The sequence below is a fragment of the Microbacterium sp. NPDC055683 genome, from assembly GCF_053617895.1.
The window spans coordinates 1-21425 of sequence record NZ_JBSHGQ010000046.1 but is presented as its reverse complement, the minus strand read 5'-3'; the positions used below and the strand labels follow the sequence as shown (position 1 = coordinate 21425).

Below are 21425 nucleotides of genomic sequence, written 5' to 3'. Positions count from 1 at the left end.
GCCTATGCCGGGAGATGATCGGAGCATGGACGATCTGCTCGTGCCGCCGGGTCCCGGCGCCCCGCGCGGCATCCGCATCCCCACGGACGAGCTCGTCGAGCTGTTCTCGCGGTCGTCGGGGCCGGGCGGCCAGGGCGTCAACACGGCCGACTCGCGCGTGCAGCTGCGGTTCGACATCGCGGCGAGCGCGGCGTTCGACGACGTCCAGCGGGCGCGGCTCCTCACCCGCCTCGCAGGCCGGCTCGTCGACGGCGTGCTGACGATCGCCGCGTCGGAGGAGCGCTCGCAGCTGCGCAACCGCCGGATGGCGCGCGAGCGGCTCGCGGACATCCTGCGCGAGGCGGTCGTGGCCGACATCGACCGACGCAGAACGAAGCCGACGCGCGGCTCGACGCGACGCCGTCTCGAGGCGAAGCAGCGTCGCGGCGCCGTCAAGCAGACGCGGCGTCGTCCGAGCGCGGAGTGACGCCATCCGGGTCGTCCCGCACGACGTAGTCGCGTCGGATGCCGGCCGTCGCGCGTCCCCATCCGCTCGCGGCGACGCGCGCCTGGTGCGCGTCGAACGCGGCGCGATCCGCGAAGCGCTCGCTCACGTCCCACACGAGGGGGTCGGCGGAGGCGGTCACGTCGAACGACAGGCATCCCGGCTCGGCCCGCGTGAGCTCGACGTGGCGAGGGAGATGCCGCGACACGATGCCGGCCTCCTCCGCGCTCGCGCAGAGGAGCCGTCCCGTGAGCATGATCGCCATCACGCCACGGTAGTCGACGGCGACCGGGATCCCTGCTTGGGTGAGAGGACCATGACCGCGCACTTCAACCACACCATCATCGCCTCGACCGACCCGGCCGAGATGGCCGGCTTCTACCGCGACCTGCTCGAGGCGGACGAGGCCCCGAGCTGGGGCCCGTTCGTCAACGTCGTCATCGGAGGCGGCGTCCTGCTGCAGTTCGCCGCTCCGCCGACGGAGTTCCCGCCGCAGCACTACGCGTATCTGCTCGACGACGAGCACTTCGACCGCGCGCACGCGCGGATCACGGAGAGCGGACGCGCGCACTGGGCCGATCCGCAGCGGTCGCGCCCCGGCGAGATCAATCACGAGCACGGCGGACGCGGGGTCTACCTGCTCGATCCATCCGGCCACTACCTCGAGCTGATCACCCGCCCGTACCTGTGAGGGCGCCGTGCACGATCTCATTGATCCGCCGAGGCGGGACGCCGATCACCTCGAAGCGCGGCTCTGCCGTTCTGAAGACGCACCGCCGTATCGACCAGCTGATCGCCGACATGCTCCGCGACGACCCGTTCGAGGGATTCGGCAAGCCCGAGGCCCTCAAGCACGCGCTCGCCGGCGCCTGGTCACACCGCATCGACGAAGCGAACCGCCTCGTCTACATCGCGAGCGACACCCACCTCACGATCCTGCAGGCGCGCTACCACTGCTGACCCGCGTTCACACACCCGGCTCGACGCATTTCCTCTCGCTCCGCTCGCTCAACGGCCGGCGACGGATCACACGTTGAAGCGGAACTCCACCACGTCGCCGTCCTGCATGACGTACTCCTTGCCCTCGATGCGCACGCGGCCCTTCGACTTGGCGTCGTTCATGGAGCCCGCCTCGTCGAGGTCGGCGAACGAGACGATCTCGGCCTTGATGAAGCCGCGCTCGAAGTCGGAGTGGATGACGCCAGCCGCCTGCGGCGCCGTCCATCCCTTCCGGATGGTCCACGCGCGCGCCTCCTTGGGGCCAGCGGTGAGGTAGGTCTGGAGGCCCAGGGTCTCGAAGCCGACGCGGGCGAGCTGGTCGAGCCCCGACTCCTCCTGCCCGAGCGACTGCAGCAGCTCGAGCGCCTCCTCCGCGTCGAGGTCGATGAGCTCTGACTCGACCTTGGCATCGAGGAAGACGGCCTTCGCCGGCGCGACGAGCGCCGCCAGCTCGGCCATCCGGTCGGCGTCGGTGAGCACGCCCTCGTCGACGTTGAAGACGAACAGCGTCGGCTTCGCCGTCAGCAGGCCGAGCTCCTTGATCGGCGTGACGTCGAACGCCGCCTGGAAGAGGGTCTTCCCGGCGTCGAGCACGGCCTTCGCGTCCTGCGCCGCCGCGAGCACGGCGGGGTCGGCCTTCTTGCCCTTGACCTCCTTCTCGAGGCGCGGGATGGCCTTCTCGAGGGTCTGCAGGTCGGCGAGGATCAGCTCGGTGTTGATCGTCTCCATGTCGCTCGCGGGGTCGACCTTGCCGTCGACGTGCACGACGTCGGCGTCGGCGAAACCGCGCACGACCTGGGCGATCGCATCGGCTTCGCGGATGTTCGCGAGGAACTGGTTGCCGAGGCCCTCGCCCTCGCTCGCGCCGCGCACGATGCCCGCGATGTCGACGAACGACACCGGCGCCGGCAGGATGCGCTGCGATCCGAAGATCTCGGCGAGACGGTCGAGGCGGCGATCGGGCAGCTCGACGACGCCCACGTTGGGCTCGATCGTCGCGAACGGGTAGTTCGCGGCGAGCACCGTGTTCTTGGTCAGGGCGTTGAAGAGGGTGGACTTGCCGACGTTGGGCAGGCCGACGATTCCGATAGTGAGAGCCACGGGCATCCATCCTACGTCGCCGCTCCCGTGCGCCCTATCCGACGGCCGGGCGGATGTCCACCGTCTCGCACCCCCGACGTGCGCGTCGGTAGCGTCGCACCCCATGACCACCCTCCGCGCCCGTGCATCGGCCGCGGCCGCGGCGCTCCGCGACACCGGTCCGGGGCGGCTGCTGCTCGCGGCGAAGACCGCCCTCGCCTGCGTGCTCGCGTGGTACCTCGCCCCGTGGGTGCCGTTCGCCGAGGACCAGTACTCCTACTACGCCCCGCTCGGCGCGCTCGTGACGATGCACGCCACCCTCGTGCACTCCCTGCGCACAGCCGTTCAGACCCTCGTCGGCGTGGCCGCGGGCATCGGCCTCGGCCTCGCCGCCCTCGGGATCATGGCGCTGGGCGGACCGGGCATCGTCGCCCTCGGGGTCGTCGTCGGAACCGGGGTGCTCGTCGGCGCGGCGCGGCCGTTCGGCGCGGGCGGCGAATGGGTGGCGATGGCAGGGCTGTTCACCCTGCTCCTGGGCGGCCGCGACGCGCAGGACTTCTCCGTGTCGTACCTCGTGACGCTCGCGTTCGGCGCGGTCGTCGGCATCGTCGTGAACCTTCTGCTCATCCCGCCGCTGCACCTGGCGCGCGGCGGCCGCCGCCTCGGCGACCTGCGGGACACCGCGTCGGCGCGGCTGGACGACATCGCCGCCGCCCTGGAGCAGGGCGACGGGGATGGCGTCGAGGGACTCATGCGCGCACTCGACGCGACCGCGGTCGCCGCCATCGCGGACGCCCAGGACGCCGAGGACAGCGCACGAGCCAACCCCCGGGCGCTGCGTCATCGCGAGCAGCGGCGCACGACGGCACGCCGCCGCCGCGCCCTGGAGCGCACGGTCTTCTCCATCCGCGATCTCGCCGACGCACTCTTCGACGCCGACGAGAGGTCGTCGATCACGCCGGAGCATCGCACGGAGGTCGCCGACGCCGTCCGCGCGTGCGCCGCGCTCGTGCGACTGCCGATCGGCGACGATTCGGCGCCCGCGGTCCTCCGCGACGCCGACGACGCCATCGAGCGGTGCCGTACGCGACTGCTCCCCACGGCGGACGGCGGCCGCGCGGGCGCCGCCCTCTTCTGCCTCCAGCGCATCGTTGAGGCGTCGCGGCCGTTCGTCTGACGGTCAGCCGATGAGCGACGGCCGCAGGTCGCGCAGGGTGCGATTCCGCGTCATCCTCGTCGTCACGAGCAGCGCGACGGCGAGCGCTCCGAGCAGCCACAGCCCGAGGAAGCCCGCGTCGGCCCAGGCGCGGGCCAGATCGCCGCCGTACATGAGCTGGCGGATGCCGTCGACGGCATGGCTCATCGGCAGCGCCTCGTGCAGCGTCCGCAGCGGGGTCGGGAGGGTCTGGTAGGGGAACGTCCCGCCCGCCGTGACGAGCTGCAGCACCATGAGCACGAGCCCCAGGAACTGCCCCACGCTCCCGAGCAGAACGTTCAGCGTGAGGATGATCGCGGCGAACGTCGCCGAGGTGAGCGCCATGAAGCCGAGCATGGGCCACGGCTGCGCCACGGAGTACCCGAGCGCGAAGGCCACGACGCAGAACACCACGGCCATCTGCAGGATGCCGAGGGCGGCGGGCGTCGCCCATGCCGCGAGCGTGATCGGGAGCGGCTTCCGCAGCGCCGTGACGGCGCGCTTGGAGTACGGCTTGACGATGAGGAAGAGCGCGTAGATGCCGATCCATGCCGCGAGGCTGATGAAGAACGGCGCCATGCCCGCTCCGTACGACGACGCCTCCGTGACGGCATCGGACGAGACCTGCACGGGGTCGGAGATCATCGCCGCCGCCGTCTCGCGCTCGTCCTCCGACTGGTCGGGGATCTGTCCGACCGCGTCGACGAGCCCGTCGCGCAGCTCCCCGGCACCCGAATCGAGCTCGCCGAGCCCGTCGGCGAGGTCGGCGCTGCCGTCCGCCAGCTGCGCGACCCCGTCGGAGAGCTCCACCGCACCCGAGTGCGCGCTCGCGATCCCCTCCGCGAGGGCGGGCGTCGCATCGGCGAGCGCCTGCGTGCCGGCGGCGACCTGCGCGCTGCCGTCGGCGAGCGCCTGGATGTCGCCAGCGGCCTGCTGCACGTCGGCGTTCGCCGTCTCGAGGTCGCCCCGTACGGGCGAGACGATGCCGAGGACGGCCTGGATCTGCGTCTCGTCGAGCCCGAGCTGCGTGAGGTCGTCGCGGATGGCCTCCTCTGTCGGCAGTGCCGCGACCGCCTCCGAGATGCGCTGCGCGATGGGCTGCACGGTGCTCGAGAGCTGCGCGTTGCCGGCGGCGACCTGCTGGGCCCCGTCGTTCAGCTGCGCCGTCTGGTCCGGCAGCGCGGCCGTGCCGTCGTCGATCGTCGCGAGGCCGCTCGCGAGGCTCGCCGCTCCGTCCGCGGCCGTCGCCGCGCCATCCGCGAGGGTGTCGGCGCCGCTCTTCGCCGATGCCGTGCCCTCGGCCAGCCGGGTCGCTCCGTCCGCGGCGTCGACGAGCCCCGAGCGCACGGTGGCGAGCCCGTCGAGGAGCGTGCGGGCCGCCTCCTCGCCGACCTCCTGCGTGAGGCTGTCGCGAACGGTCTCGGCCACCTGGTCGCCGATCGTCCCGGCGAGGTAGCTGTTCGAGTCGTTCGTCGTGAGCTCGACCACGGCCTTCTGCGGGTCGTCTCCTGCGACGGACGTGAGCGCCTCGGAGAAGTCGGCGCCCAGGGTGACGACGAAGTCGTACGCGCCCGATCGGATGCCGTCGGCCGCCTCGTCCGCCGTCGTGACGTGCCAGTCCATCGACGCGTCCTCGACGAGCTGGTCGCGCACCTGCTCGCCGTAGTTGACGTCCTCGCCGTTCTGCGTGGCGCCCGCGTCCTCGACAACGAGGGCGACGGGCACCTGGTCGAGGTTGCCGTAGGGGTCGTCGTTGCCCCACAGGTAGAGGCCCGCGTAGAGCACGGGGACGAGCATGAGCGCCGCGAGGGCGAGCGTCGCCATGGGCGTCGCGGTGAGGCGCCGGAACTCGGTGCGGACGAGCACGGGGATGGTCATCGTTCTGTCTCCTCGGACGTCTCCGCCTCGGCGGGGTCTTCCTTCTGCTCTCCGGGCTGATCTGTGGGCTGCTCTGTGGGCGGTTCAGTGGCCCGCTCGGTGGGCTGCTCCGTGGCGTCATCGGGTGCGGGCGCCGGCTCGCCGACGCGCGAGACGTGGACGGGTGCGGCGATCGGGAGCGCGAACGTGGGCGCGTCGTCCGGTGCGGGGCGCACGTCCTCGTGCATCTGCCCGTCGGCCTCGCCGACACGGTCGGCCGCGTCGACGGCGGCCGCCGCCGCGGCGCCTGCCAGCACCACCACCGCGAAGCCGCGATCGGCCCAGCGCACGGCGACGTCGTGCCATCCGCCGGGGTCGCCGCCATGGCGATCCGGCGAGACGAGCACGAGGGCCTCCACTCCCCTCCCCTGCGCCGCCGTCTCGGCGAGCGCCCGCACGCGGATGTCGGCGGGCAGCTCCCCCATCGGCGTGGCGCGGTGTGCGACGAGGTCGAGGTCGGCGAGCAGGCGGCGCGTCGCGCGCCGCGCGCCGCGCACGCCTGCGAAGGCGAGCTCCTCGTGCAGCACGGCCGCGAGCGGGAGGTCGTCGGCGGGGGCGCTCACGTCGGGCGCATCGACCAGGGCGACGGCGCGCCGCAGGCCGCGTGCATCGGCGCGGCCGTCGAGCATCGCCTGCCCCGTGTCGGGATGCATGCGCCCGCCGAGGATGAGCGCGAGCACGGTCGGCCGCTGCGCCCCCTCGACGGCCACGACCGTCACCGAGCCCGATTCGGCGTGGACGGTGGTCTCGGGGAGCGCACCGCCCTTCGAGACCCTCTGCGCTGCGATCCTCATCGCCCTTCCCCCTCGATCGCCTCGGCCACTTCGTCGGCGTCGCGCCAGCTCAGCCCGGCCACCCCCAGTGCGGCGACGACGACGAGGCGGCGCGCCGAGGCGTCGTCCAGCTCCTCGGCGACGGCCTCGTCGAGCACGGCGATCGCCGTCTCCTCGACGAGCCGGACGAGGATGCGCGGCTCCACGTCGGAGCGGAAGACCCTCATCTCCCCACCGCGGGTGACGGCGTCGCGCAGGGCAGCGCGGATCGGCTCGAGCCCTGCCGCGACCGCGCCCTCGAGCGGGCCGCGGACGATCATCTGCGCGACGAGGCGGACATGGGCGATCTCACCCCACAGCGCCGTCCCGATGAGGGCGACGTGGCGGGCGGGGTCGTCATCGTGCACGTCCGAGAGCGCTGCCGCGATGCGGGCGGTGCCTCGCGCGACGAGTTCGGCGAGGATCGCCTCTCGCGAGGGGAAGTGACCGTAGAGGGCGCGCCGGCTCAGACCCGCCGCGGACGCGATGGTGTCGATCGACGCCTCCGGCGCGCCGCGGAGGACGCGGGCGGCCGCCTCGAGGATCGCCTCGCGGTTCTGCTGCGCGTCGCGACGGCGGCTGCGGGAGGGAGTCTCTGCCATGTCCCCCAGGGTAATAACATGCACACCGGTGTGCAAGTTATCGCGGTGACCTCACAGCGAGCATGCGGAAGACTGTCGCGGTGCCCCTCGACTTCACCGCGATCGATTTCGAGACGGCGAACTCGCGACCCGAGTCGGCCTGCCAGGTCGGGATGGCACGCGTGCGCGGTGGGGCCGTCGTCGCGACCGCCTCGTGGCTCATCCGTCCTCCCGCGGGATTCGACGAGTTCGTGCCGTTCAACTCGACCATCCACGGCATCCTCGCCGAGCACGTCGTCGACGCCCCCGGCTGGGCCGAGCAGCTCGGCGACCTCCTCGACTTCGTCGGCGACGATGCCCTCGCCGCGCACAGCGCGGAGTTCGACATGGGCGTGCTGCGCCGCGCGTCGGCCGCGACGGGGGCCCTGATGCCGTCTCGGCGCTACATCTGCAGCCTGCAGGTCGCGCGCAAGACGTACACGCTGCCGTCCTACCGGCTGCCGCGATCGGCGGAGGCCGCGGGCTTCACGGGCTTCGCGCACCACGACGCGGAGGCGGATGCGCAGGCGTGCGCGCACATCGTCATCGATGCGGCGCGGCGGTTCGGGGCGGACGACGTCGACGGCCTCGCGGTCGCCGCCGGCGTCCCTTTGGGGGTGCTGGCCGCGGTCGCCGCCGTCGCCTGACCCGGCTCCGAGTCAGCCCGGGATGAAGCTCAGCAGGGCGACGACGGCAGCCGACGTGACGACGAAGGCGCCGATGTGCCACCACGCGCTCGGCTCGTGATCGGGCGCGCGACGCACGCGGAAGAGCACGTCGGGGCGCCGGGCGGGATCCTTCGCGGCCGCGACGACGGCCTGAGCGCCGACGGCATCCTGCTGCGCGGTGTCCTGCACTGCCATGATCCGAGATCGCCTCCCCCGGCGCGTGCTCGAACGCGCCGCGCCTCGTCCATTCTCCCCGATGCGCGAGGCCGGATGGACGAGGGCGCGGTCACGGACGCGTCACGAAACGCTGTGGACGCGCGTCGACGGCGTCAGAACCACTTCGATTCGAGGTGGTCCGAGGAGATACGGCGGAGCGTCCCGGAGTGGCCGCGGAGGACGACGCTCTCGGTGTAGACGTAGCCGTCCTTGCGTCGCACGCCCTCGACGAGCGCGCCGTCGGTGACGCCCGTCGCGACGAAGATCGTATTGCTGCCCGCCACGAGGTCATCGGCCTCGTACACGCGCCCGATCTCGAGGCCGGCATCGCGGCCCTTCTGCGCCTCGTCGTCGTCGCGCGGCCACAGCCGACCCTGGATGTGCCCGCCCAGCGCCTTGATGGCACACGCGGTGACGATCCCCTCGGGGCTGCCGCCGATGCCGACGCACATGTCGGTGCGCGCGTCGTGGCGCGCCGCGTTGATGCCGCCGGCGACGTCGCCGTCGCTCATGAGGCGCGTGCCGGCGCCGGTCGCCCGGATCTCGGCGATGAGCTGCTGGTGGCGCGGACGGTTCAGCACCGAGACCACCATCTCCTCGACGGGCTTGCCGAGCGCCTTGGCGAGGCGCTGGATGTTCTCCGCGATGGGGAGGCGGATGTCGACGACGCCGACGCCCGCGGGCCCCGTCACGAGCTTGTCCATGTAGAAGACGCTCGACGCGTCGAGCATCGTGCCGCGGTCGGAGAGCGCGATGACCGACAGGGCGTTGTTTCGACCCTCCGCCGTGAGGGTCGTGCCGTCGATCGGGTCCACCGCGATGTCATAGGAGCGGCCCCGGCCCGTGCCGACGTGCTCGCCGTTGAAGAGCATGGGCGCGTTGTCCTTCTCGCCCTCGCCGATGACGATGACGCCGTCGAAGTCGACCGTCGACAGGAACGCGCGCATGGCGTCGACCGCCGCCCCGTCGGCCGACTCCTTCGCCCCGCGGCCGATGAAGGGCGCCGAGCGGATGGCCGCCGCCTCGGTCGCGCGCACGAGCTCGAGCGCGATGTTGCGGTCGGGGTGCAGCGGGATGAGGTCCTCGGCGCTGGTGATCTCGTGCGAGTCGGCAGTCATGACCCCGAGCGTAGACCGAGCATCGCGTGCGGATCGGGTTTCTTGTCGACCCGGAGATCGAAGGATTCGGGTTTCTTTCCGCTCGCGCAGAAACCCCCGGCATTCTCGATGCACTCGGGGGAGAAGCCCTCTTCGCTAGGCTGAGACTGCACCCACAACCCCCACGAAGGAGCATCGCAATGCCCGTCGCCACTCCGGATCAGTATGCAGAGATGTTCGACCGCGCGAAGGCAGGCGGCTTCGCCTACCCCGCCTTCAACGTGTCGAGCTCGCAGACGATCAACGCCGTGCTCCAGGGACTCACGGAGGCCGGTTCCGACGGCATCCTGCAGGTCACCACGGGCGGCGCCGACTACTTCGCCGGCCACACCGTGAAGGGACGCGCCACGGGCGCCATCGCCATGGCCCAGTACGTGCGCGAGGTCGCCAAGAACTACCCCATCACGGTGGGCGTGCACACCGACCACTGCCCCAAGGACGCCCTCCCCGGCTTCGTCCTCCCCCTGCTCGAGGTGTCGGAGGAGCGCGTGAAGGCGGGCGGCGAGCCGCTCTTCAACTCGCACATGTGGGACGGCTCCGCGGTGCCGCTCGACGAGAACATCCAGATCGCCGCCGAGCTCCTCCCCCGCATCAAGAACATCAACGCCATCCTCGAGATCGAGGTCGGCGTCGTGGGCGGTGAGGAGGACGGCGTCGCGCACGAGGGATCGAACGATGCGCTCTACACGACCGTGGCCGACGTCACGAAGGCCGTCGAGGCCCTCGGCCTCGGCGAGCAGGGCCGCTACATCGCGGCGCTCACCTTCGGCAACGTGCACGGGGTCTACAAGCCGGGCGGCGTCAAGCTCCGCCCCGAGCTGCTCGGCGAGATCCAGGAGGGCATCGCGGCGCGCTTCGGCACGGGCGAGAAGCCGCTCGACCTCGTCTTCCACGGCGGCAGCGGCTCGTCGGACGACGAGATCGCGTTGGCCGTGGCGAACGGCGTCGTGAAGATGAACATCGACACCGACACGCAGTACGCCTTCACGCGCTCCGTCGCGGGCTACATGCTCTCGAACTACGAGGGCGTCCTGAAGGTCGACGGCGAGGTCGGCAACAAGAAGCAGTACGACCCGCGCGCATGGGGCAAGGTCGCGGAGTCGGCCATGGCCGCCCGCGTGCTCGAGTCGACCAAGCAGCTCGGCTCGTTCGGCAAGTCGCAGAGCTGACACGAACGCGAATGCGAACGCCCCCGGTCATCGACCGGGGGCGTTCGCATTCGCGACGACCTCAGCCGAGCTGGTCCTGCATGCGCAGGAGCGCATCGACCACGGCGGGGTCGCCGACCAGCGGGAGCACGACGAGCAGGCTCGCGAGCAGGTTGAAGACGACGGCGCCCGCGATCGGGACCCAGAACGACAGCCGCCCGCGACGGATCATGCGCCAGGACAGCGCGGCCGTCGCGATCCATCCCGCGGCAAGCGCGACGACGGCCGCCACGCCCCAGCCGCGCAGCGCGCCAGGGTCGCTCAGCTCGACGTCGAGCCCCATGGCGGCGAGCAGATCGGTCGCGTCGAGCATGAGAGGGATCGACTGCACGATGGAGAAGATGCCATAGACGAGCATGGCGACCGTCGCCGCCCGGTCGACGAGCCGACCGGTCCCCGGCTTCGCGGGCTCGGGCTGCGGAGGTGCAGCGGCGGGCGACGCGGGAGCCGACGACAGCGGCGCATCGGGAGGCACGCCCATCCGCGCCCTCTGCTCCTCCGGCGAGGCGTACTGCCCGAACTGCGGGGCGGGTCGCGGCTCGTCGCTCACGCGCGCGCTCGCCCGCCGACGGCGCGGGCGTCCTTCCGACCGGAGGGATCCTGGCGCAGCTCCTTCGGGAGCGAGAACATGAGGTCCTCCTCCGCCGTCCGCACCTCCTCGACGTCGCGGTAGCCCGCGCCGGCGAGCGCGTCGAGCACCTCCTGGACGAGCACCTCCGGCACCGAGGCGCCGCTCGTGACGCCGACGGAGGCCACGCCGTCGAGCCATTCCTGGCGCACCTCGTGCGCGTAGTCGACGCGGTACGCCGCCTTCGCCCCGTACTGGAGGGCGACCTCCACGAGGCGCACGCTGTTGGACGAGTTGGCGGAGCCGACGACGATCACGAGGTCGGCATCCCTCGCGACCTTCTTGATCGCGACCTGCCGGTTCTGCGTCGCGTAGCAGATGTCGTCGGACGGCGGGTTGTGGAGCTCGGGGAAGCGCGCGCGCAGGCGCTCGACCGTCTCCATGGTCTCGTCGACCGAGAGCGTCGTCTGCGACAGCCACACGAGCCGCGAGGGGTCGTCGACCTCGATGGTGTCCGCCTCCTCGGGGGAGTTGACGATCGTGACGTTGTCCGGCGCCTCGCCGGCCGTCCCCTCGACCTCCTCGTGGCCCTCGTGCCCGACGAGCAGGATGTGGAAGTCGTCGCGTGCGAAGCGGACGGCCTCGCGGTGCACCTTCGTCACGAGCGGGCACGTCGCGTCGATCGCCTGCAGCCCGCGGTCGGCCGCGGCGTCCACGACGGCCGGGGAGACGCCGTGCGCGCTGAAGACGACGTGCGCGCCCTCCGGCACCTCGTCGACCTCCTCGACGAACACCGCGCCCTTCGCCTCGAGCTCGCGCACGACGTGGATGTTGTGGACGATCTGCTTGCGCACGTACACGGGCGCACCGTACCGGTCGAGCGCCTTCTCCACCGTGATCACGGCCCTGTCGACGCCCGCGCAGTACCCCCGCGGGGCCGCGAGCAGCACGCGCTTACGTCCGGGCACGGGGTTATCCTGAAGGCGCACGGTCCGCCCCGGCACACGCGGCACGGGCAGGGAGATGGCGGTCGAGCTCATAGGTCGATCCTACGTGCGCCCGCTGGGCGGGGGCCGGGTGACGGCCCCGACCCCGCGAGGAGACATGACGACGTTCCAGCCGGAGACCGCCGAGGGCGAGCCCCCTCCCGCCGACTCCGTCGCTCCCCGCGACTCGACGTCGCAGGCGCCGACGTCGGTGGCCCGTCTCAACCAGACGATCAAGGGCTTCATCGAGCGATGGGGCTCGGTGTGGGTGGAAGGCGAGATCACGGCGTGGAACGTGCGCGGCGGCGCCGTCTTCGGCCGCATCAAGGACCTCCGCTCCGACGCGCAGATCTCGGTGCGGCTGTGGTCGAGCGTGCGCGCCCGTGTGCCCGACGACCTCAAGCCGGGCGACCACGTCGTCGCCTGCGTCAAGGCCGACTACTACCCCCGCGGCGGCGACATGTCGTTCCAGGTCTCCGCCATGCGCCACGTCGGCCTCGGAGAGCAGCTGGAGCGGCTCGAGCGGCTCCGCGCGCAGCTCCGCGCGGAGGGGCTCTTCGACCCGCAGCGGAAGAAGCCGCTGCCCTTCCTCCCCCACGGGATCGGCCTCATCACCGGCGAGCGCTCGGACGCGGAGAAGGACGTCCTGCGCAACGCCGAGCTGCGATGGCCGCGCGTGCGCATCCGCACGGCGTACGCCGCCGTGCAGGGCGAGCGGAGCGTCCCCGAGATCCTCGCCGCGCTCGCGCAGCTCGACGCCGACCCCGAGATCGACGTCATCGTGATCGCCCGCGGCGGCGGCGATCCGCAGACGCTCCTCGGCTTCAGCGACGAGCGCCTCCTGCGCGCCGTGGCGGCCGCGCGCACGCCGGTCGTCAGCGCCATCGGGCATGAGAACGACCGCCCGCTGCTCGACGACGTCGCCGACCTGCGCGCATCGACGCCGACCGACGCGGCCAAGCGCGTCGTCCCCGACGTGGGCGAGCAGCGCGCCCTCGTGCTGCAGCTGCGCGCGCGGCTGACGGGGCGGCTGCAGCAGAGGGTCCAGCACGACATCTCCCAGCTCGAGCACCTCCGCTCCCGCCCCGTGCTCCGCTCCCCCGAGCGGGCCGTCGAGCAGCGCGCACAGGAGGTGCTCCTCCTCGCGGCGCGAGGACGCGACATCGCCTCCCGGGGGCTGGAGGACGCGGGCCGCCGGACGGCGGAGCTGCGCGCATCCCTGCGCGCCCTCTCGCCGGAGGCGACGCTCGCCCGCGGCTACGCGATCGTGCAGGGCGCCGACGGCGCCGTGCTGCGCGAGGCCGCCGACGCCCCGGCCGGCAGCCGCCTGCGGATCACCCTGGAGAGGGGATCCGTCACGGCCGTGTCCGAGGGCGCGGCGGGCGCGCGCCCCGCGTCCTCGTAGGATGGAAGCGCTATGACCGAACAGGCACCGCCCGCCGACATCGCCTCCCTCTCCTTCGAGCAGGCCAGAGACGAGCTCGTCCGCGTCGTCGCCGAGCTCGAGCAGGGTGCGCCCACGCTCGAGCACTCCCTCGCCCTCTGGGAGCGCGGCGAGGCTCTCGCACGCCGCTGCGAGGACTGGCTGGCGGGAGCCAAGCGCCGTCTCGACGCCGCCCGCGAGCAGGCCGCCGAGGGCGGCGCCTGATGGCCGGCGAGCCGCGCGTCGTCGCGCACCTCGGCCGCCCCGAGACACCGGAGGAGACGGCGGCCCGCAAGGCGGAGTCGTCGCGCAACTACCGCGGGAGCCAGACCTTCCGCAACCTCATCGTCGCCCTTCTCGTCTCCCTCGCGATCGTCGTCGTCATCGTGTGGGGCGTTCCCCGCGGGTCCGCGCCGGAGCGCGCCGAGATCGACGTCGCCGAGGTGGCGGCCTCCGTCGCCTCGACCGTGACGGGCCCCGTCGTCGTGCCGGAGACGCCAGAGGGCTGGACCGTCAACCTCGCGCGGTTCGAGAGCGGCGCCGTCGACACGTGGAACGTGACGTACGGCACGACGGGCCCCGACTTCCTCCGCTTCACGCAGGCGTTCGGCGCCGACGCGACGTGGGCCGCCCAGCGGCTCGACGGCGCGGCGCCCACCGGCACCGTCGACGTCGACGGCATCACCTGGGACGTCTACGAGATCTCGAACGCGGCCGACCACGCCAACATCTCCTATGCGCTCGGCCTGCAGGCGGGCGCGGATCACGTGCTGCTCTACGGCTCGTCGTCCGCGGAGAAGACGGCGGAACTCGCAGCCTCGCTGAGCGGCCAGCTCGCCGAGACGACCGGAACGGACGAAGGGACCACGGAATGACGGAGCAGATCACCCCCGCCCAGGCCTGGGAGCAGATGCGCGCGGGCAACGAGCGCTTCGTGGCGGGCACCCCCGCCCACCCCCACCAGGACGTCCAGCGGCGCGCCGACCTCGCGAGCGGGCAGACCCCCATCGCTGCCCTGTTCGGATGCTCGGACTCCCGCCTGTCGGCCGAGATCATCTTCGACCTCGGGCTCGGCGACCTGTTCGCCGTCCGCAACGCCGGCCAGGTGCCCGGCGAGTCGATCATCGGCTCGCTCGAGTACGCCGTCGAGGTGCTGAAGGTCCCCCTGCTCGTCGTGCTCGGACACGACGCGTGCGGCGCCGTGCGCGCCGCGATCGACAGCACGCGACTGGACGCCCCCGCCCTGCCGCCCCACATCTGGCGGCAGATCTCGCCCATCGTCCCCGCCGTCCACGCGGCGTTCCGGGAGACCCCGGGTGCGACGCCGGAGTCGGTCGACGCCGAGCTCGTCGGCCGTCTCCACCTGCGCGAGACGATCACGGCCATCCTGCAGTCGTCCGAGCTCATCTCGACGGCCGTCGCCGAGGGCCGTCTCGGGATCGTGGGCGCGAACTACCGTCTCGCGGAGGGCACGGCCGTGCCCGACGTCGTCCTGGGCACCGCGACGGACGCGGCCGCCTGAACCGGAGGGAGAGGTCAGTGACCGAAGTCGAGTACCGCATCGAGCACGACACCATGGGCGAGGTGCGCGTTCCCGTGAACGCGCTCTACCGCGCGCAGACCCAGCGCGCGGTGGAGAACTTCCCGATCTCCGGAAAGGGCCTGGAGTCGCGTCAGATCGCCGCGCTCGCGCGGATCAAGAAGGCGGCCGCCCTGGCGAACAAGGAGCTCGGCACGCTCGATGCCGCCATCGCCGACGCCATCGCCGCCGCGGCGGACGACGTTGTCACGGGCGCGCACGACGACCAGTTCCCCGTCGACACGTACCAGACCGGCTCCGGCACGTCGTCGAACATGAACATGAACGAGGTGCTCTCGACGCTCGCGACCGAGAAGCTCGGCGCGCCCGTGCATCCGAACGACCACGTCAACGCCTCGCAGTCGTCCAACGACGTCTTCCCCACCTCCGTGCACGTCGCGGTCACCGAGGCGCTCATCGCCGACCTCGTTCCTGCGCTCGACCACCTCGCGACGGCGTTCGAGGACAAGGCGGAGGCCTGGAAGAGCGTCGTGAAGTCGGGGCGCACCCACCTGATGGACGCGACTCCCGTGACGCTCGGCCAGGAGTTCGGCGGCTACGCGCGCCAGATCCGCCTCGGGATCGAGCGCGTCCAGGCGTCGCTGCCGCGCGTCGCCGAGGTGCCCCTCGGCGGCACCGCCGTCGGCACGGGCATCAACACGCCGCTCGGATTCCCGCAGAAGGTCATCGCCCTGCTCGCCGAGGAGACGGGCCTGCCCATCACCGAGGCGCTGGACCACTTCGAGGCGCAGGCGAACCGCGACGGCCTCGTCGAGGCCTCCGGGGCGCTCCGCACGATCGCGGTGTCGCTCACGAAGATCAACAACGATCTGCGCTGGATGGGCTCCGGCCCCAACACCGGACTCGGCGAGCTACACATCCCCGACCTGCAGCCGGGATCGTCGATCATGCCGGGCAAGGTCAACCCCGTCGTGCCCGAGGCCGTGCTCATGGTCAGCGCGCGCGTCATCGGCAACGACGCGACCATCGCATGGGCGGGCGCCTCGGGCGCCTTCGAGCTCAACGTCGCCATCCCCGTGATGGGGACGGCCCTGCTGGAGTCGATCCGCCTGCTCGCGAACGCCTCGCGCGTGCTCGCCGACAAGACCGTCTCAGGCCTCGAGGCGAACGTCGATCGCGCGGCCGCCTTCGCCGGGATGTCGCCGTCGATCGTGACGCCCCTCAACAAGGTCATCGGCTACGAGGCAGCGGCGAAGATCGCCAAGCACGCCGTCGCGAAGGGCGTCACCGTGCGCGAAGCGGTCATCGACCTCGGCTACGTCGAGCGCGGCGAGATCACGGAGGCGCAGCTCGACGAGAAGCTCGACCTGCTCTCGATGACGCACGCGGGCTGACACCGCATCGGAAGGGCCCGGAGCACAGCGCGTGCTCCGGGCCCTTCCGCGCTCCGGGCCGTTCTGCGCTCCGAGACTGCCCGGGTCGTCATGCGCCGTTCGAGCGGATGTCACCTTCCGGACACCTCGTGTCGCTGGGCTGACAGGGCGGGCGATCCGAGCCCGGCCGATGAGGCACGTCCCCTCTCCTGGAGCCCCCAATGGTCATCAACCTCGGTCTCACGACCCTCCCCATGGCGCAGCACGTCAAGGGCAAGCGCAGCGCCGTGACGTGCCACCTGAAGTGCGCGAACGCCTGCACCCAGGGCGTGTGCAACACGTCCTCCAACAGCTACTTCCGCGACATCGTCAGCGCGCAGATGTCGCGCCGGGCGCTCCTCGGCTTCGGGACGGCGGGCGCCGCCGCCCTCGTCCTCGCCCCCGCGCTCGCCGGCCGCGCCGACGCCGCCACCGGGATCGCCGGCACCGCCGTCGGCGAGACGGGCGCGTTCGGCTTCACATCGATCGACCCCGTGCCCTACACGGTCGACAGCTTCGTCGTCCCCGAGGGCTTCGACTGGACGCCGATCATCCGCTGGGGCGACCCCCTCTTCGGCGACAGCCCCGCGTTCGACGTGCAGAACCAGACCCCCGAGGCCCAGGCCCGCCAGTTCGGGTACAACGTCGACTACACCGACATCATCCGCACGTCGGCGACGACGGCCATCCTGTTCGTGAACCACGAGTACACCAACGAGAACATCATGGTGCCCGCCGCGCAGCTCGAGGGCGACCTCGACCGCGTGCGCCGCGTCGGCATGAAGGCCCACGGCCTGAGCGTCGTCGAGCTGGAGCGCGCGAGCGAGACGGCGCCGTGGACCCCCGTCGTCGGAGCGCCCCTCAACCGCCGATTCCTCGACGACACGGTGTACGCGTTCACCGGTCCCGCAGCCGGAAGCCCGCTCCTGCGCACCGTCGACGACGCGGCGGGAACCTCCCCCCGCGGCACCTTCGGGAACTGCTCGGGTGGCACCACGCCGTGGGGCACGATCCTCTCGGGCGAGGAGAACTTCAACGGGTACTTCCGCTCGGCCGGCGTCTCCGAGACCGACCAGCGCTACGGCCTCGGAGACGCCGAGACCGCGCGCGGCTGGGAGAACGTCGACCCCCGCTTCGACGCCCGCACGCCCGGCTACGAGAACGAGGTCAACCGCTTCGGCTGGATCGTCGAGATCGACCCGACAGACCCCGCGTCGACGCCGCGCAAGCACACGTCGCTCGGTCGTCTCAAGCACGAGGGCGCGAACGTCATCGTCGCGGCGAACGGCAAGGTCGTCGCCTACACGGGAGACGACGAGCGCTTCGACTACCTCTACAAGTTCGTCTCGCGCGACGCGTTCGTCGAGGGCGACCGCGCGCACAACATGACGCTGCTCGAGAACGGCGACCTCTACGTCGCCCGCTTCACGGGCGACTCCCCCGCGCCCGAGATCGACGGCTCCGGCGCGCTTCCCTCCGACGGCGGCTTCGGCGGCACGGGCGAGTGGCTCCCGCTCGTCGTCGGCGGCGCCTCCGCGGTGGACGGCATGAGCGTCGAGGAGGTGCTCGTCTACACGCGCCTCGCGGCCGACGCCGTCGGCGCGACGAAGATGGACCGGCCGGAGGACGTGCAGCCCAACCTCCTCACCGGCAAGGTCTACGTCGCGTGCACGAACAACAGCGACCGCGGGACGGAGGGCAAGGACGTCGCCGACGAGACCAACCCCCGCACGGAGAACCGCGACGGCCACATCGTCGAGATCACGGAGGACGCCGGCGACCAGACCTCGACGACGTTCACGTGGACTCTCCTCCTCGTCGCGGGCGATCCCGCGCAGAACACGACGGCGTACTTCTCCGGCTTCCCCGTCGACCAGGTGTCGCCCATGTCCTGCCCCGACAACCTCGCCTTCGACACGGCGGGCAACCTCTGGATCTCCACGGACGGCGCGCCGTCGAGCATCGGCTACAACGACGGGCTGTTCCGCGTGACCCTCGAGGGCCCCGAGCGCGGGCGCGTCGAGCAGTTCCTCTCCGTCCCCGCCGAAGCCGAGACGTGCGGACCGGTCGTGCACGACGACGAGTGGCACGTGTTCGTCTCTGTGCAGCACCCGGGCGAGGACGGCACCTTCGAGGCACCCACCTCGGTGTTCCCCGACGCGTGGAAGGCGGCGCCGCTCGCCGGCGTCGGCGGCGGCTACACGGGCATCCCGCGCCCGACCGTCGTGCAGGTGCTGCCCGTGGCGGCGCCCGCGCCGACCCCCGCGCCGTCCGAGACGGCGACGCCGACGCCGACGCCGACCGCAACGCCCACGCCCTCCCCCACGGCGAGCGCCACGCCCACGCCCACGCCCGCTCCCGTGGTCCCGGCGTCGCCGTCTCCCTCCGCGACGCCGGCCGACCCGTCGGCGCCGCTCGCACCGACCGGCGGCGGCGTCGTCGGCGCGCTCCTCGCCGGGGCAGGGGCCCTGGCGGCGGCCGGCACCGCGTTCCTCGCCCGCCGCTCGCGCTCGGGCGACGCCGACGAGGCGGCGACCCCCGACGCCTGATCCGCACGCGGACAGCGCGAGGGGCACGGCCGGTGGACCGGTCGTGCCCCTCGCGGCTCTCAGCAGCAGCGCCCGTCGGGGGCGGCGCCCTGCTCTCGGTGCACGAGCCGCCAGAACGCGCGCTCGTCGAGGGGCTCTCTGTCGGGGTGGTGCGCCCGCTCGTGCGCGAGATAGGCCGGGTACCGCCCCTGCCCCGTCATGCCCGACAGGAACCGCACGGCGATGCTCCACAGGGTGCGCATCAGTGCCCCCTGACGGGCTTGCGGTCGTCGGGGAGCGCGTCCCACTCCCGCTGGAGCGCCCGCTCCTCGCGTGTCGGGAGCAGCCCGGCCGGAGCGAACCGCCGCGAGGGCACCGGCGCATCCTCATGGTCGATCGGCTCGACGGAGCGGAACGCCTGCACGACGCGCACGACGGCCGTGACGAGCACGACGAGCGTGAGCACGAGGAACACGATCGACAGCGTGCCCTGCACGGCCGTGTTGCGCACCACGGCTTCCATGGCCGCCACCGACGTCGCCGTGCCGAACGAGGTCTCCCCCGCCGCGAGCGCCTCGCGGAACGCCGCGTGCTGCGCCCAGTAGCCGACCGCGGGCACCCCCGAGAAGATCTTGTGCAGCGACGCCGTCGTCGTCACCACCGTGACGAAGGCGAGCGGGAGCGCCACGATCCAGAGCGAGCCGAACGTGCGACGCCGCGCGACGATCGTCAGCACGACCGCGAGCGCGATCGCCGCGAGAAGCTGGTTGGCGATGCCGAACAGCGGGAAGAGGGTGTTGATGCCGCCCAGCGGATCCGTGACGCCCATGAGCAGCACGGCCCCCCATCCCGCGACCATGACGGCGGTGCAGATCCACACGCCCGGACGCCACGAGGTGTCGCGAAACCGGGGGACGATGTTGCCGATCGAGTCCTGCAGCATGAAGCGGGCCACGCGCGTGCCGGCATCGACGGCGGTGAGGATGAAGAGCGCCTCGAACATGATCGCGAAGTGGTACCAGAACGACATCATGGCGGTGCCGCCGATCCACTGCCCCATGATGAGGGCGAGGCCGACGGCGAGCGTCGGGGCGCCGCCCGTGCGCGAGACGATCGACTCCTCGCCGACGAGCTGCGCCATCGTCGTGAGCGCGTCGGGGGTGAGCGAGACGCCGGCGAGGCCGAGACCGTTCACCCAGGCGACCGCTCCCTCGACGGTGCCGAGGGTCGCGGCGGCCGACGAGTTCATGGCGAAGTAGATGCCGCGGTCGATCGACACGGCCGCGACGAGAGCCATGACGGCCACGAACGACTCCATGAGCATGCCGCCGTAGCCGATGAAGCGCGTCTGCTTCTCCTTCTCCACCATCTTCGGCGTCGTGCCCGAGGCGATGAGCGCGTGGAAACCCGACAGCGCCCCGCACGCGATCGTGACGAAGAGGAAGGGGAAGAGCGGGCCGCTCCACACCGGTCCCGTCTCGCCGCCGGCGAACTCGCTGAACGCGGGCACCTCGATCTCGGGGCGCACGAAGACGATCGCGACGGCGAGGGCGACGATCACCCCGACCTTCATGAAGGTCGACAGGTAGTCGCGCGGCGCGAGCAGCAGCCAGACCGGCAGCACGGCCGCGACGAACCCGTACACGATGATGGCGACGGCGACCGTGACGCGGTCGAGGTGGAAGACCGCCTGACCCCACTCGGTGCCCGCCACCATCCCGCCGCCCACGATGGCGGCGAGCAGAAGCACGAAGCCGGTGAGCGAGACCTCGAGGATGCGGCCGGGGCGGATCCAGCGGAGGTACGCCCCCATGAAGAGCGCGATCGGGATGGTCATGGCCACCGAGAACACGCCCCAGGGGCTCTCGCCGAGCGCGTTCACGACGATGAGGGCGAGGATGGCGGTGATGATGATCATGATGAGGAGGGTCGCGAGGATGGCCGCGGCGCCGCCGAAGCGGCCGAGCTCGTCCTTCGCCATCTGGCCGAGCGAGCGGCCTCCCCTGCGCATCGAGAAGAACATCACGAGGTAGTCCTGGACCGCGCCCGCGAGCACGACGCCGACGATGATCCAGATCGTGCCGGGCAGGTACCCCATCTGCGCCGCGAGGACGGGCCCCACGAGCGGCCCGGCGCCGGCGATCGCCGCGAAGTGGTGCCCGAAGAGCACGACCCTGTCCGTGGCGACGTAGTCACGGCCGTCGGCCCGGTACTCGGCGGGCGTCGCGCGGCGATCGTCGGGCTGCACGATCCGGCGCTCGATGTACCGCGCGTAGAACCGGTAGAACACGAGGTAGGTGCACACCGCGGCGAACACGAACCAGATGGCGTTCACCGTCTCGCCCCGCACGATCGCGAGCATCGTCCACGCGACGCCGCCGAGGAGGGCGATCGCCGCCCAGACCGCGATCCGCAGCGGTGTCCACCGCGGTCGTCCGTCGACGGCGACGGGCGGGAGCTCCGCCGTGCGCCGTGTGCCGTCCTGTGCCATGTCGACTCCTTCGTCTCCTGGCCGGCCCCTCTCGCGCCGGTCCGGTCCGACGATACGCAGGACCGTCACCACGTCCCCCGCGTGCACCGTCACCTCGTCCGCGACCGCGTTCGGCGGCTGC

The 21425-nt window shown here is 72.0% G+C and carries 23 protein-coding genes; 12 read left to right on the top strand and 11 right to left on the bottom strand.

Annotated features, from left to right (window positions below):
- Positions 1–25: 25 nt before the first annotated feature.
- Positions 26–466: an alternative ribosome rescue aminoacyl-tRNA hydrolase ArfB gene (gene arfB, locus ACWGPF_RS15130; RefSeq protein ID WP_452333582.1), complete on the top strand. Its 441-nt coding sequence runs from the start codon at positions 26–28 to the stop codon at positions 464–466.
- On the opposite strand, the gene ACWGPF_RS15125 is transcribed toward arfB, so the two are convergent.
- A complete protein-coding gene (locus ACWGPF_RS15125; protein ID WP_452333581.1) occupies positions 432–749 on the bottom strand; it encodes a putative quinol monooxygenase in 318 nt (105 codons plus the stop codon). The two genes, arfB and ACWGPF_RS15125, sit on opposite strands and share 35 nt — an antisense overlap.
- A 51-nt stretch (positions 750–800) precedes the next feature.
- Here ACWGPF_RS15125 and ACWGPF_RS15120 point away from each other — a divergent pair, with 51 nt between their 5' ends.
- Positions 801–1175, top strand: coding sequence for a VOC family protein (locus ACWGPF_RS15120; RefSeq protein WP_452333580.1), 375 nt, complete (start codon positions 801–803; stop codon positions 1173–1175).
- A 20-nt stretch (positions 1176–1195) separates the two neighbouring features.
- Positions 1196–1444: a Txe/YoeB family addiction module toxin gene (locus ACWGPF_RS15115; RefSeq protein WP_452333579.1), complete on the top strand. Its 249-nt coding sequence runs from the start codon at positions 1196–1198 to the stop codon at positions 1442–1444.
- Positions 1445–1510: 66 nt separating this feature from the next.
- On the opposite strand, the gene ychF is transcribed toward ACWGPF_RS15115, so the two are convergent.
- A complete protein-coding gene (ychF, locus tag ACWGPF_RS15110; RefSeq protein ID WP_452333578.1) occupies positions 1511–2584 on the bottom strand; it encodes a redox-regulated ATPase YchF in 1074 nt (357 codons plus the stop codon).
- 103 nt (positions 2585–2687) lie between these two features.
- Between ychF and ACWGPF_RS15105 the strand changes: the two genes are divergently transcribed.
- On the top strand, positions 2688–3740 hold the full coding sequence (locus tag ACWGPF_RS15105) for an FUSC family protein (protein WP_452333577.1): 1053 nt from the start codon (positions 2688–2690) through the stop codon (positions 3738–3740).
- A gap of 3 nt (positions 3741–3743) precedes the next feature.
- On the opposite strand, the gene ACWGPF_RS15100 is transcribed toward ACWGPF_RS15105, so the two are convergent.
- The 3 genes from ACWGPF_RS15100 to ACWGPF_RS15090 are packed head-to-tail and all read right to left on the bottom strand — an operon-like array spanning position 3744 to position 7089.
- On the bottom strand, positions 3744–5636 hold the full coding sequence (locus tag ACWGPF_RS15100) for a YhgE/Pip family protein (protein ID WP_452333576.1): 1893 nt from the start codon (positions 5634–5636) through the stop codon (positions 3744–3746).
- Positions 5633–6469, bottom strand: coding sequence for a hypothetical protein (locus tag ACWGPF_RS15095; protein WP_452333575.1), 837 nt, complete (start codon positions 6467–6469; stop codon positions 5633–5635). Before ACWGPF_RS15095 ends, ACWGPF_RS15100 begins: the two co-directional genes overlap by 4 nt.
- Positions 6466–7089 (bottom strand): TetR/AcrR family transcriptional regulator, encoded by a 624-nt coding sequence (locus ACWGPF_RS15090; RefSeq protein ID WP_452333574.1) that lies wholly within the window; start codon positions 7087–7089, stop codon positions 6466–6468. The genes ACWGPF_RS15095 and ACWGPF_RS15090 overlap by 4 nt, the downstream gene beginning before the upstream one ends.
- An 80-nt stretch (positions 7090–7169) precedes the next feature.
- Here ACWGPF_RS15090 and ACWGPF_RS15085 point away from each other — a divergent pair, with 80 nt between their 5' ends.
- Positions 7170–7754 (top strand): 3'-5' exonuclease, encoded by a 585-nt coding sequence (locus tag ACWGPF_RS15085; RefSeq protein ID WP_452333573.1) that lies wholly within the window; start codon positions 7170–7172, stop codon positions 7752–7754.
- 12 nt (positions 7755–7766) lie between these two features.
- Here the strand turns inward: ACWGPF_RS15085 and ACWGPF_RS15080 are convergent, their stop codons facing one another.
- Positions 7767–7970: a UDP-N-acetylmuramyl pentapeptide phosphotransferase gene (locus ACWGPF_RS15080; RefSeq protein ID WP_452333572.1), complete on the bottom strand. Its 204-nt coding sequence runs from the start codon at positions 7968–7970 to the stop codon at positions 7767–7769.
- 134 nt (positions 7971–8104) lie between these two features.
- On the bottom strand, positions 8105–9109 hold the full coding sequence (gene glpX, locus ACWGPF_RS15075; RefSeq protein WP_345436367.1) for a class II fructose-bisphosphatase: 1005 nt from the start codon (positions 9107–9109) through the stop codon (positions 8105–8107).
- Positions 9110–9288: 179 nt separating this feature from the next.
- Between glpX and fbaA the strand changes: the two genes are divergently transcribed.
- Complete coding sequence (fbaA, locus tag ACWGPF_RS15070; protein WP_345436369.1) at positions 9289–10317, top strand: class II fructose-bisphosphate aldolase; 1029 nt, start codon at positions 9289–9291, stop codon at positions 10315–10317.
- Between the two features lie 61 nt (positions 10318–10378).
- Here the strand turns inward: fbaA and ACWGPF_RS15065 are convergent, their stop codons facing one another.
- Positions 10379–10906 carry a DUF6264 family protein gene (locus ACWGPF_RS15065; RefSeq protein ID WP_452333571.1) on the bottom strand — a complete coding sequence of 176 codons (528 nt, stop codon included), beginning with the start codon at positions 10904–10906 and terminating at the stop codon, positions 10379–10381.
- Positions 10903–11964, bottom strand: coding sequence for a 4-hydroxy-3-methylbut-2-enyl diphosphate reductase (locus tag ACWGPF_RS15060; protein WP_452333570.1), 1062 nt, complete (start codon positions 11962–11964; stop codon positions 10903–10905). Before ACWGPF_RS15060 ends, ACWGPF_RS15065 begins: the two co-directional genes overlap by 4 nt.
- A 64-nt stretch (positions 11965–12028) precedes the next feature.
- Here ACWGPF_RS15060 and xseA point away from each other — a divergent pair, with 64 nt between their 5' ends.
- From xseA to ACWGPF_RS15030, 6 genes are all read left to right on the top strand, one after another.
- Positions 12029–13315 (top strand): exodeoxyribonuclease VII large subunit, encoded by a 1287-nt coding sequence (gene xseA, locus ACWGPF_RS15055; protein WP_452333569.1) that lies wholly within the window; start codon positions 12029–12031, stop codon positions 13313–13315.
- Positions 13316–13327: 12 nt separating this feature from the next.
- Positions 13328–13558, top strand: coding sequence for an exodeoxyribonuclease VII small subunit (locus ACWGPF_RS15050; protein ID WP_452333568.1), 231 nt, complete (start codon positions 13328–13330; stop codon positions 13556–13558).
- Positions 13558–14208, top strand: coding sequence for a DUF4245 domain-containing protein (locus ACWGPF_RS15045; protein ID WP_452333567.1), 651 nt, complete (start codon positions 13558–13560; stop codon positions 14206–14208). The genes ACWGPF_RS15050 and ACWGPF_RS15045 overlap by 1 nt, the downstream gene beginning before the upstream one ends.
- Positions 14205–14855 (top strand): carbonic anhydrase, encoded by a 651-nt coding sequence (locus tag ACWGPF_RS15040; protein WP_452333566.1) that lies wholly within the window; start codon positions 14205–14207, stop codon positions 14853–14855. The genes ACWGPF_RS15045 and ACWGPF_RS15040 overlap by 4 nt, the downstream gene beginning before the upstream one ends.
- Positions 14856–14872: 17 nt before the next feature.
- Positions 14873–16267: a class II fumarate hydratase gene (locus tag ACWGPF_RS15035; RefSeq protein ID WP_452333565.1), complete on the top strand. Its 1395-nt coding sequence runs from the start codon at positions 14873–14875 to the stop codon at positions 16265–16267.
- A gap of 200 nt (positions 16268–16467) precedes the next feature.
- Positions 16468–18834 carry a PhoX family protein gene (locus ACWGPF_RS15030; RefSeq protein ID WP_452333564.1) on the top strand — a complete coding sequence of 789 codons (2367 nt, stop codon included), beginning with the start codon at positions 16468–16470 and terminating at the stop codon, positions 18832–18834.
- Positions 18835–18893: 59 nt separating this feature from the next.
- Here ACWGPF_RS15030 and ACWGPF_RS15025 read toward each other — a convergent pair whose 3' ends face one another.
- On the bottom strand, positions 18894–19076 hold the full coding sequence (locus ACWGPF_RS15025) for a YbdD/YjiX family protein (protein WP_452333563.1): 183 nt from the start codon (positions 19074–19076) through the stop codon (positions 18894–18896).
- On the bottom strand, positions 19076–21304 hold the full coding sequence (locus tag ACWGPF_RS15020; RefSeq protein ID WP_452333562.1) for a carbon starvation CstA family protein: 2229 nt from the start codon (positions 21302–21304) through the stop codon (positions 19076–19078). Before ACWGPF_RS15020 ends, ACWGPF_RS15025 begins: the two co-directional genes overlap by 1 nt.
- Between the last annotated feature and the right edge of the window lie 121 nt (positions 21305–21425).

What these genes read in the sequence shown, in the direction of transcription:
- ACWGPF_RS15090 (WP_452333574.1), bottom strand. Translation starts at nt 7,089, where the DNA reads ATGGCAGAGACTCCCTCCCGCAGCCGCCGTCGCGACGCGCAGCAGAAC.
- ACWGPF_RS15025 (WP_452333563.1), bottom strand. Translation starts at nt 19,076, where the DNA reads ATGCGCACCCTGTGGAGCATCGCCGTGCGGTTCCTGTCGGGCATGACG.
- ACWGPF_RS15095 (WP_452333575.1), bottom strand. Translation starts at nt 6,469, where the DNA reads ATGAGGATCGCAGCGCAGAGGGTCTCGAAGGGCGGTGCGCTCCCCGAG.
- ACWGPF_RS15080 (WP_452333572.1), bottom strand. Translation starts at nt 7,970, where the DNA reads ATGGCAGTGCAGGACACCGCGCAGCAGGATGCCGTCGGCGCTCAGGCC.
- ACWGPF_RS15040 (WP_452333566.1), top strand. Translation starts at nt 14,205, where the DNA reads ATGACGGAGCAGATCACCCCCGCCCAGGCCTGGGAGCAGATGCGCGCG.
- xseA (WP_452333569.1), top strand. Translation starts at nt 12,029, where the DNA reads ATGACGACGTTCCAGCCGGAGACCGCCGAGGGCGAGCCCCCTCCCGCC.
- ACWGPF_RS15020 (WP_452333562.1), bottom strand. Translation starts at nt 21,304, where the DNA reads ATGGCACAGGACGGCACACGGCGCACGGCGGAGCTCCCGCCCGTCGCC.
- ACWGPF_RS15105 (WP_452333577.1), top strand. Translation starts at nt 2,688, where the DNA reads ATGACCACCCTCCGCGCCCGTGCATCGGCCGCGGCCGCGGCGCTCCGC.
- fbaA (WP_345436369.1), top strand. Translation starts at nt 9,289, where the DNA reads ATGCCCGTCGCCACTCCGGATCAGTATGCAGAGATGTTCGACCGCGCG.
- ACWGPF_RS15045 (WP_452333567.1), top strand. Translation starts at nt 13,558, where the DNA reads ATGGCCGGCGAGCCGCGCGTCGTCGCGCACCTCGGCCGCCCCGAGACA.
- ACWGPF_RS15050 (WP_452333568.1), top strand. Translation starts at nt 13,328, where the DNA reads ATGACCGAACAGGCACCGCCCGCCGACATCGCCTCCCTCTCCTTCGAG.
- ACWGPF_RS15120 (WP_452333580.1), top strand. Translation starts at nt 801, where the DNA reads ATGACCGCGCACTTCAACCACACCATCATCGCCTCGACCGACCCGGCC.
- glpX (WP_345436367.1), bottom strand. Translation starts at nt 9,109, where the DNA reads ATGACTGCCGACTCGCACGAGATCACCAGCGCCGAGGACCTCATCCCG.
- arfB (WP_452333582.1), top strand. Translation starts at nt 26, where the DNA reads ATGGACGATCTGCTCGTGCCGCCGGGTCCCGGCGCCCCGCGCGGCATC.
- ACWGPF_RS15125 (WP_452333581.1), bottom strand. Translation starts at nt 749, where the DNA reads ATGGCGATCATGCTCACGGGACGGCTCCTCTGCGCGAGCGCGGAGGAG.
- ACWGPF_RS15100 (WP_452333576.1), bottom strand. Translation starts at nt 5,636, where the DNA reads ATGACCATCCCCGTGCTCGTCCGCACCGAGTTCCGGCGCCTCACCGCG.
- ACWGPF_RS15060 (WP_452333570.1), bottom strand. Translation starts at nt 11,964, where the DNA reads ATGAGCTCGACCGCCATCTCCCTGCCCGTGCCGCGTGTGCCGGGGCGG.
- ACWGPF_RS15030 (WP_452333564.1), top strand. Translation starts at nt 16,468, where the DNA reads ATGGTCATCAACCTCGGTCTCACGACCCTCCCCATGGCGCAGCACGTC.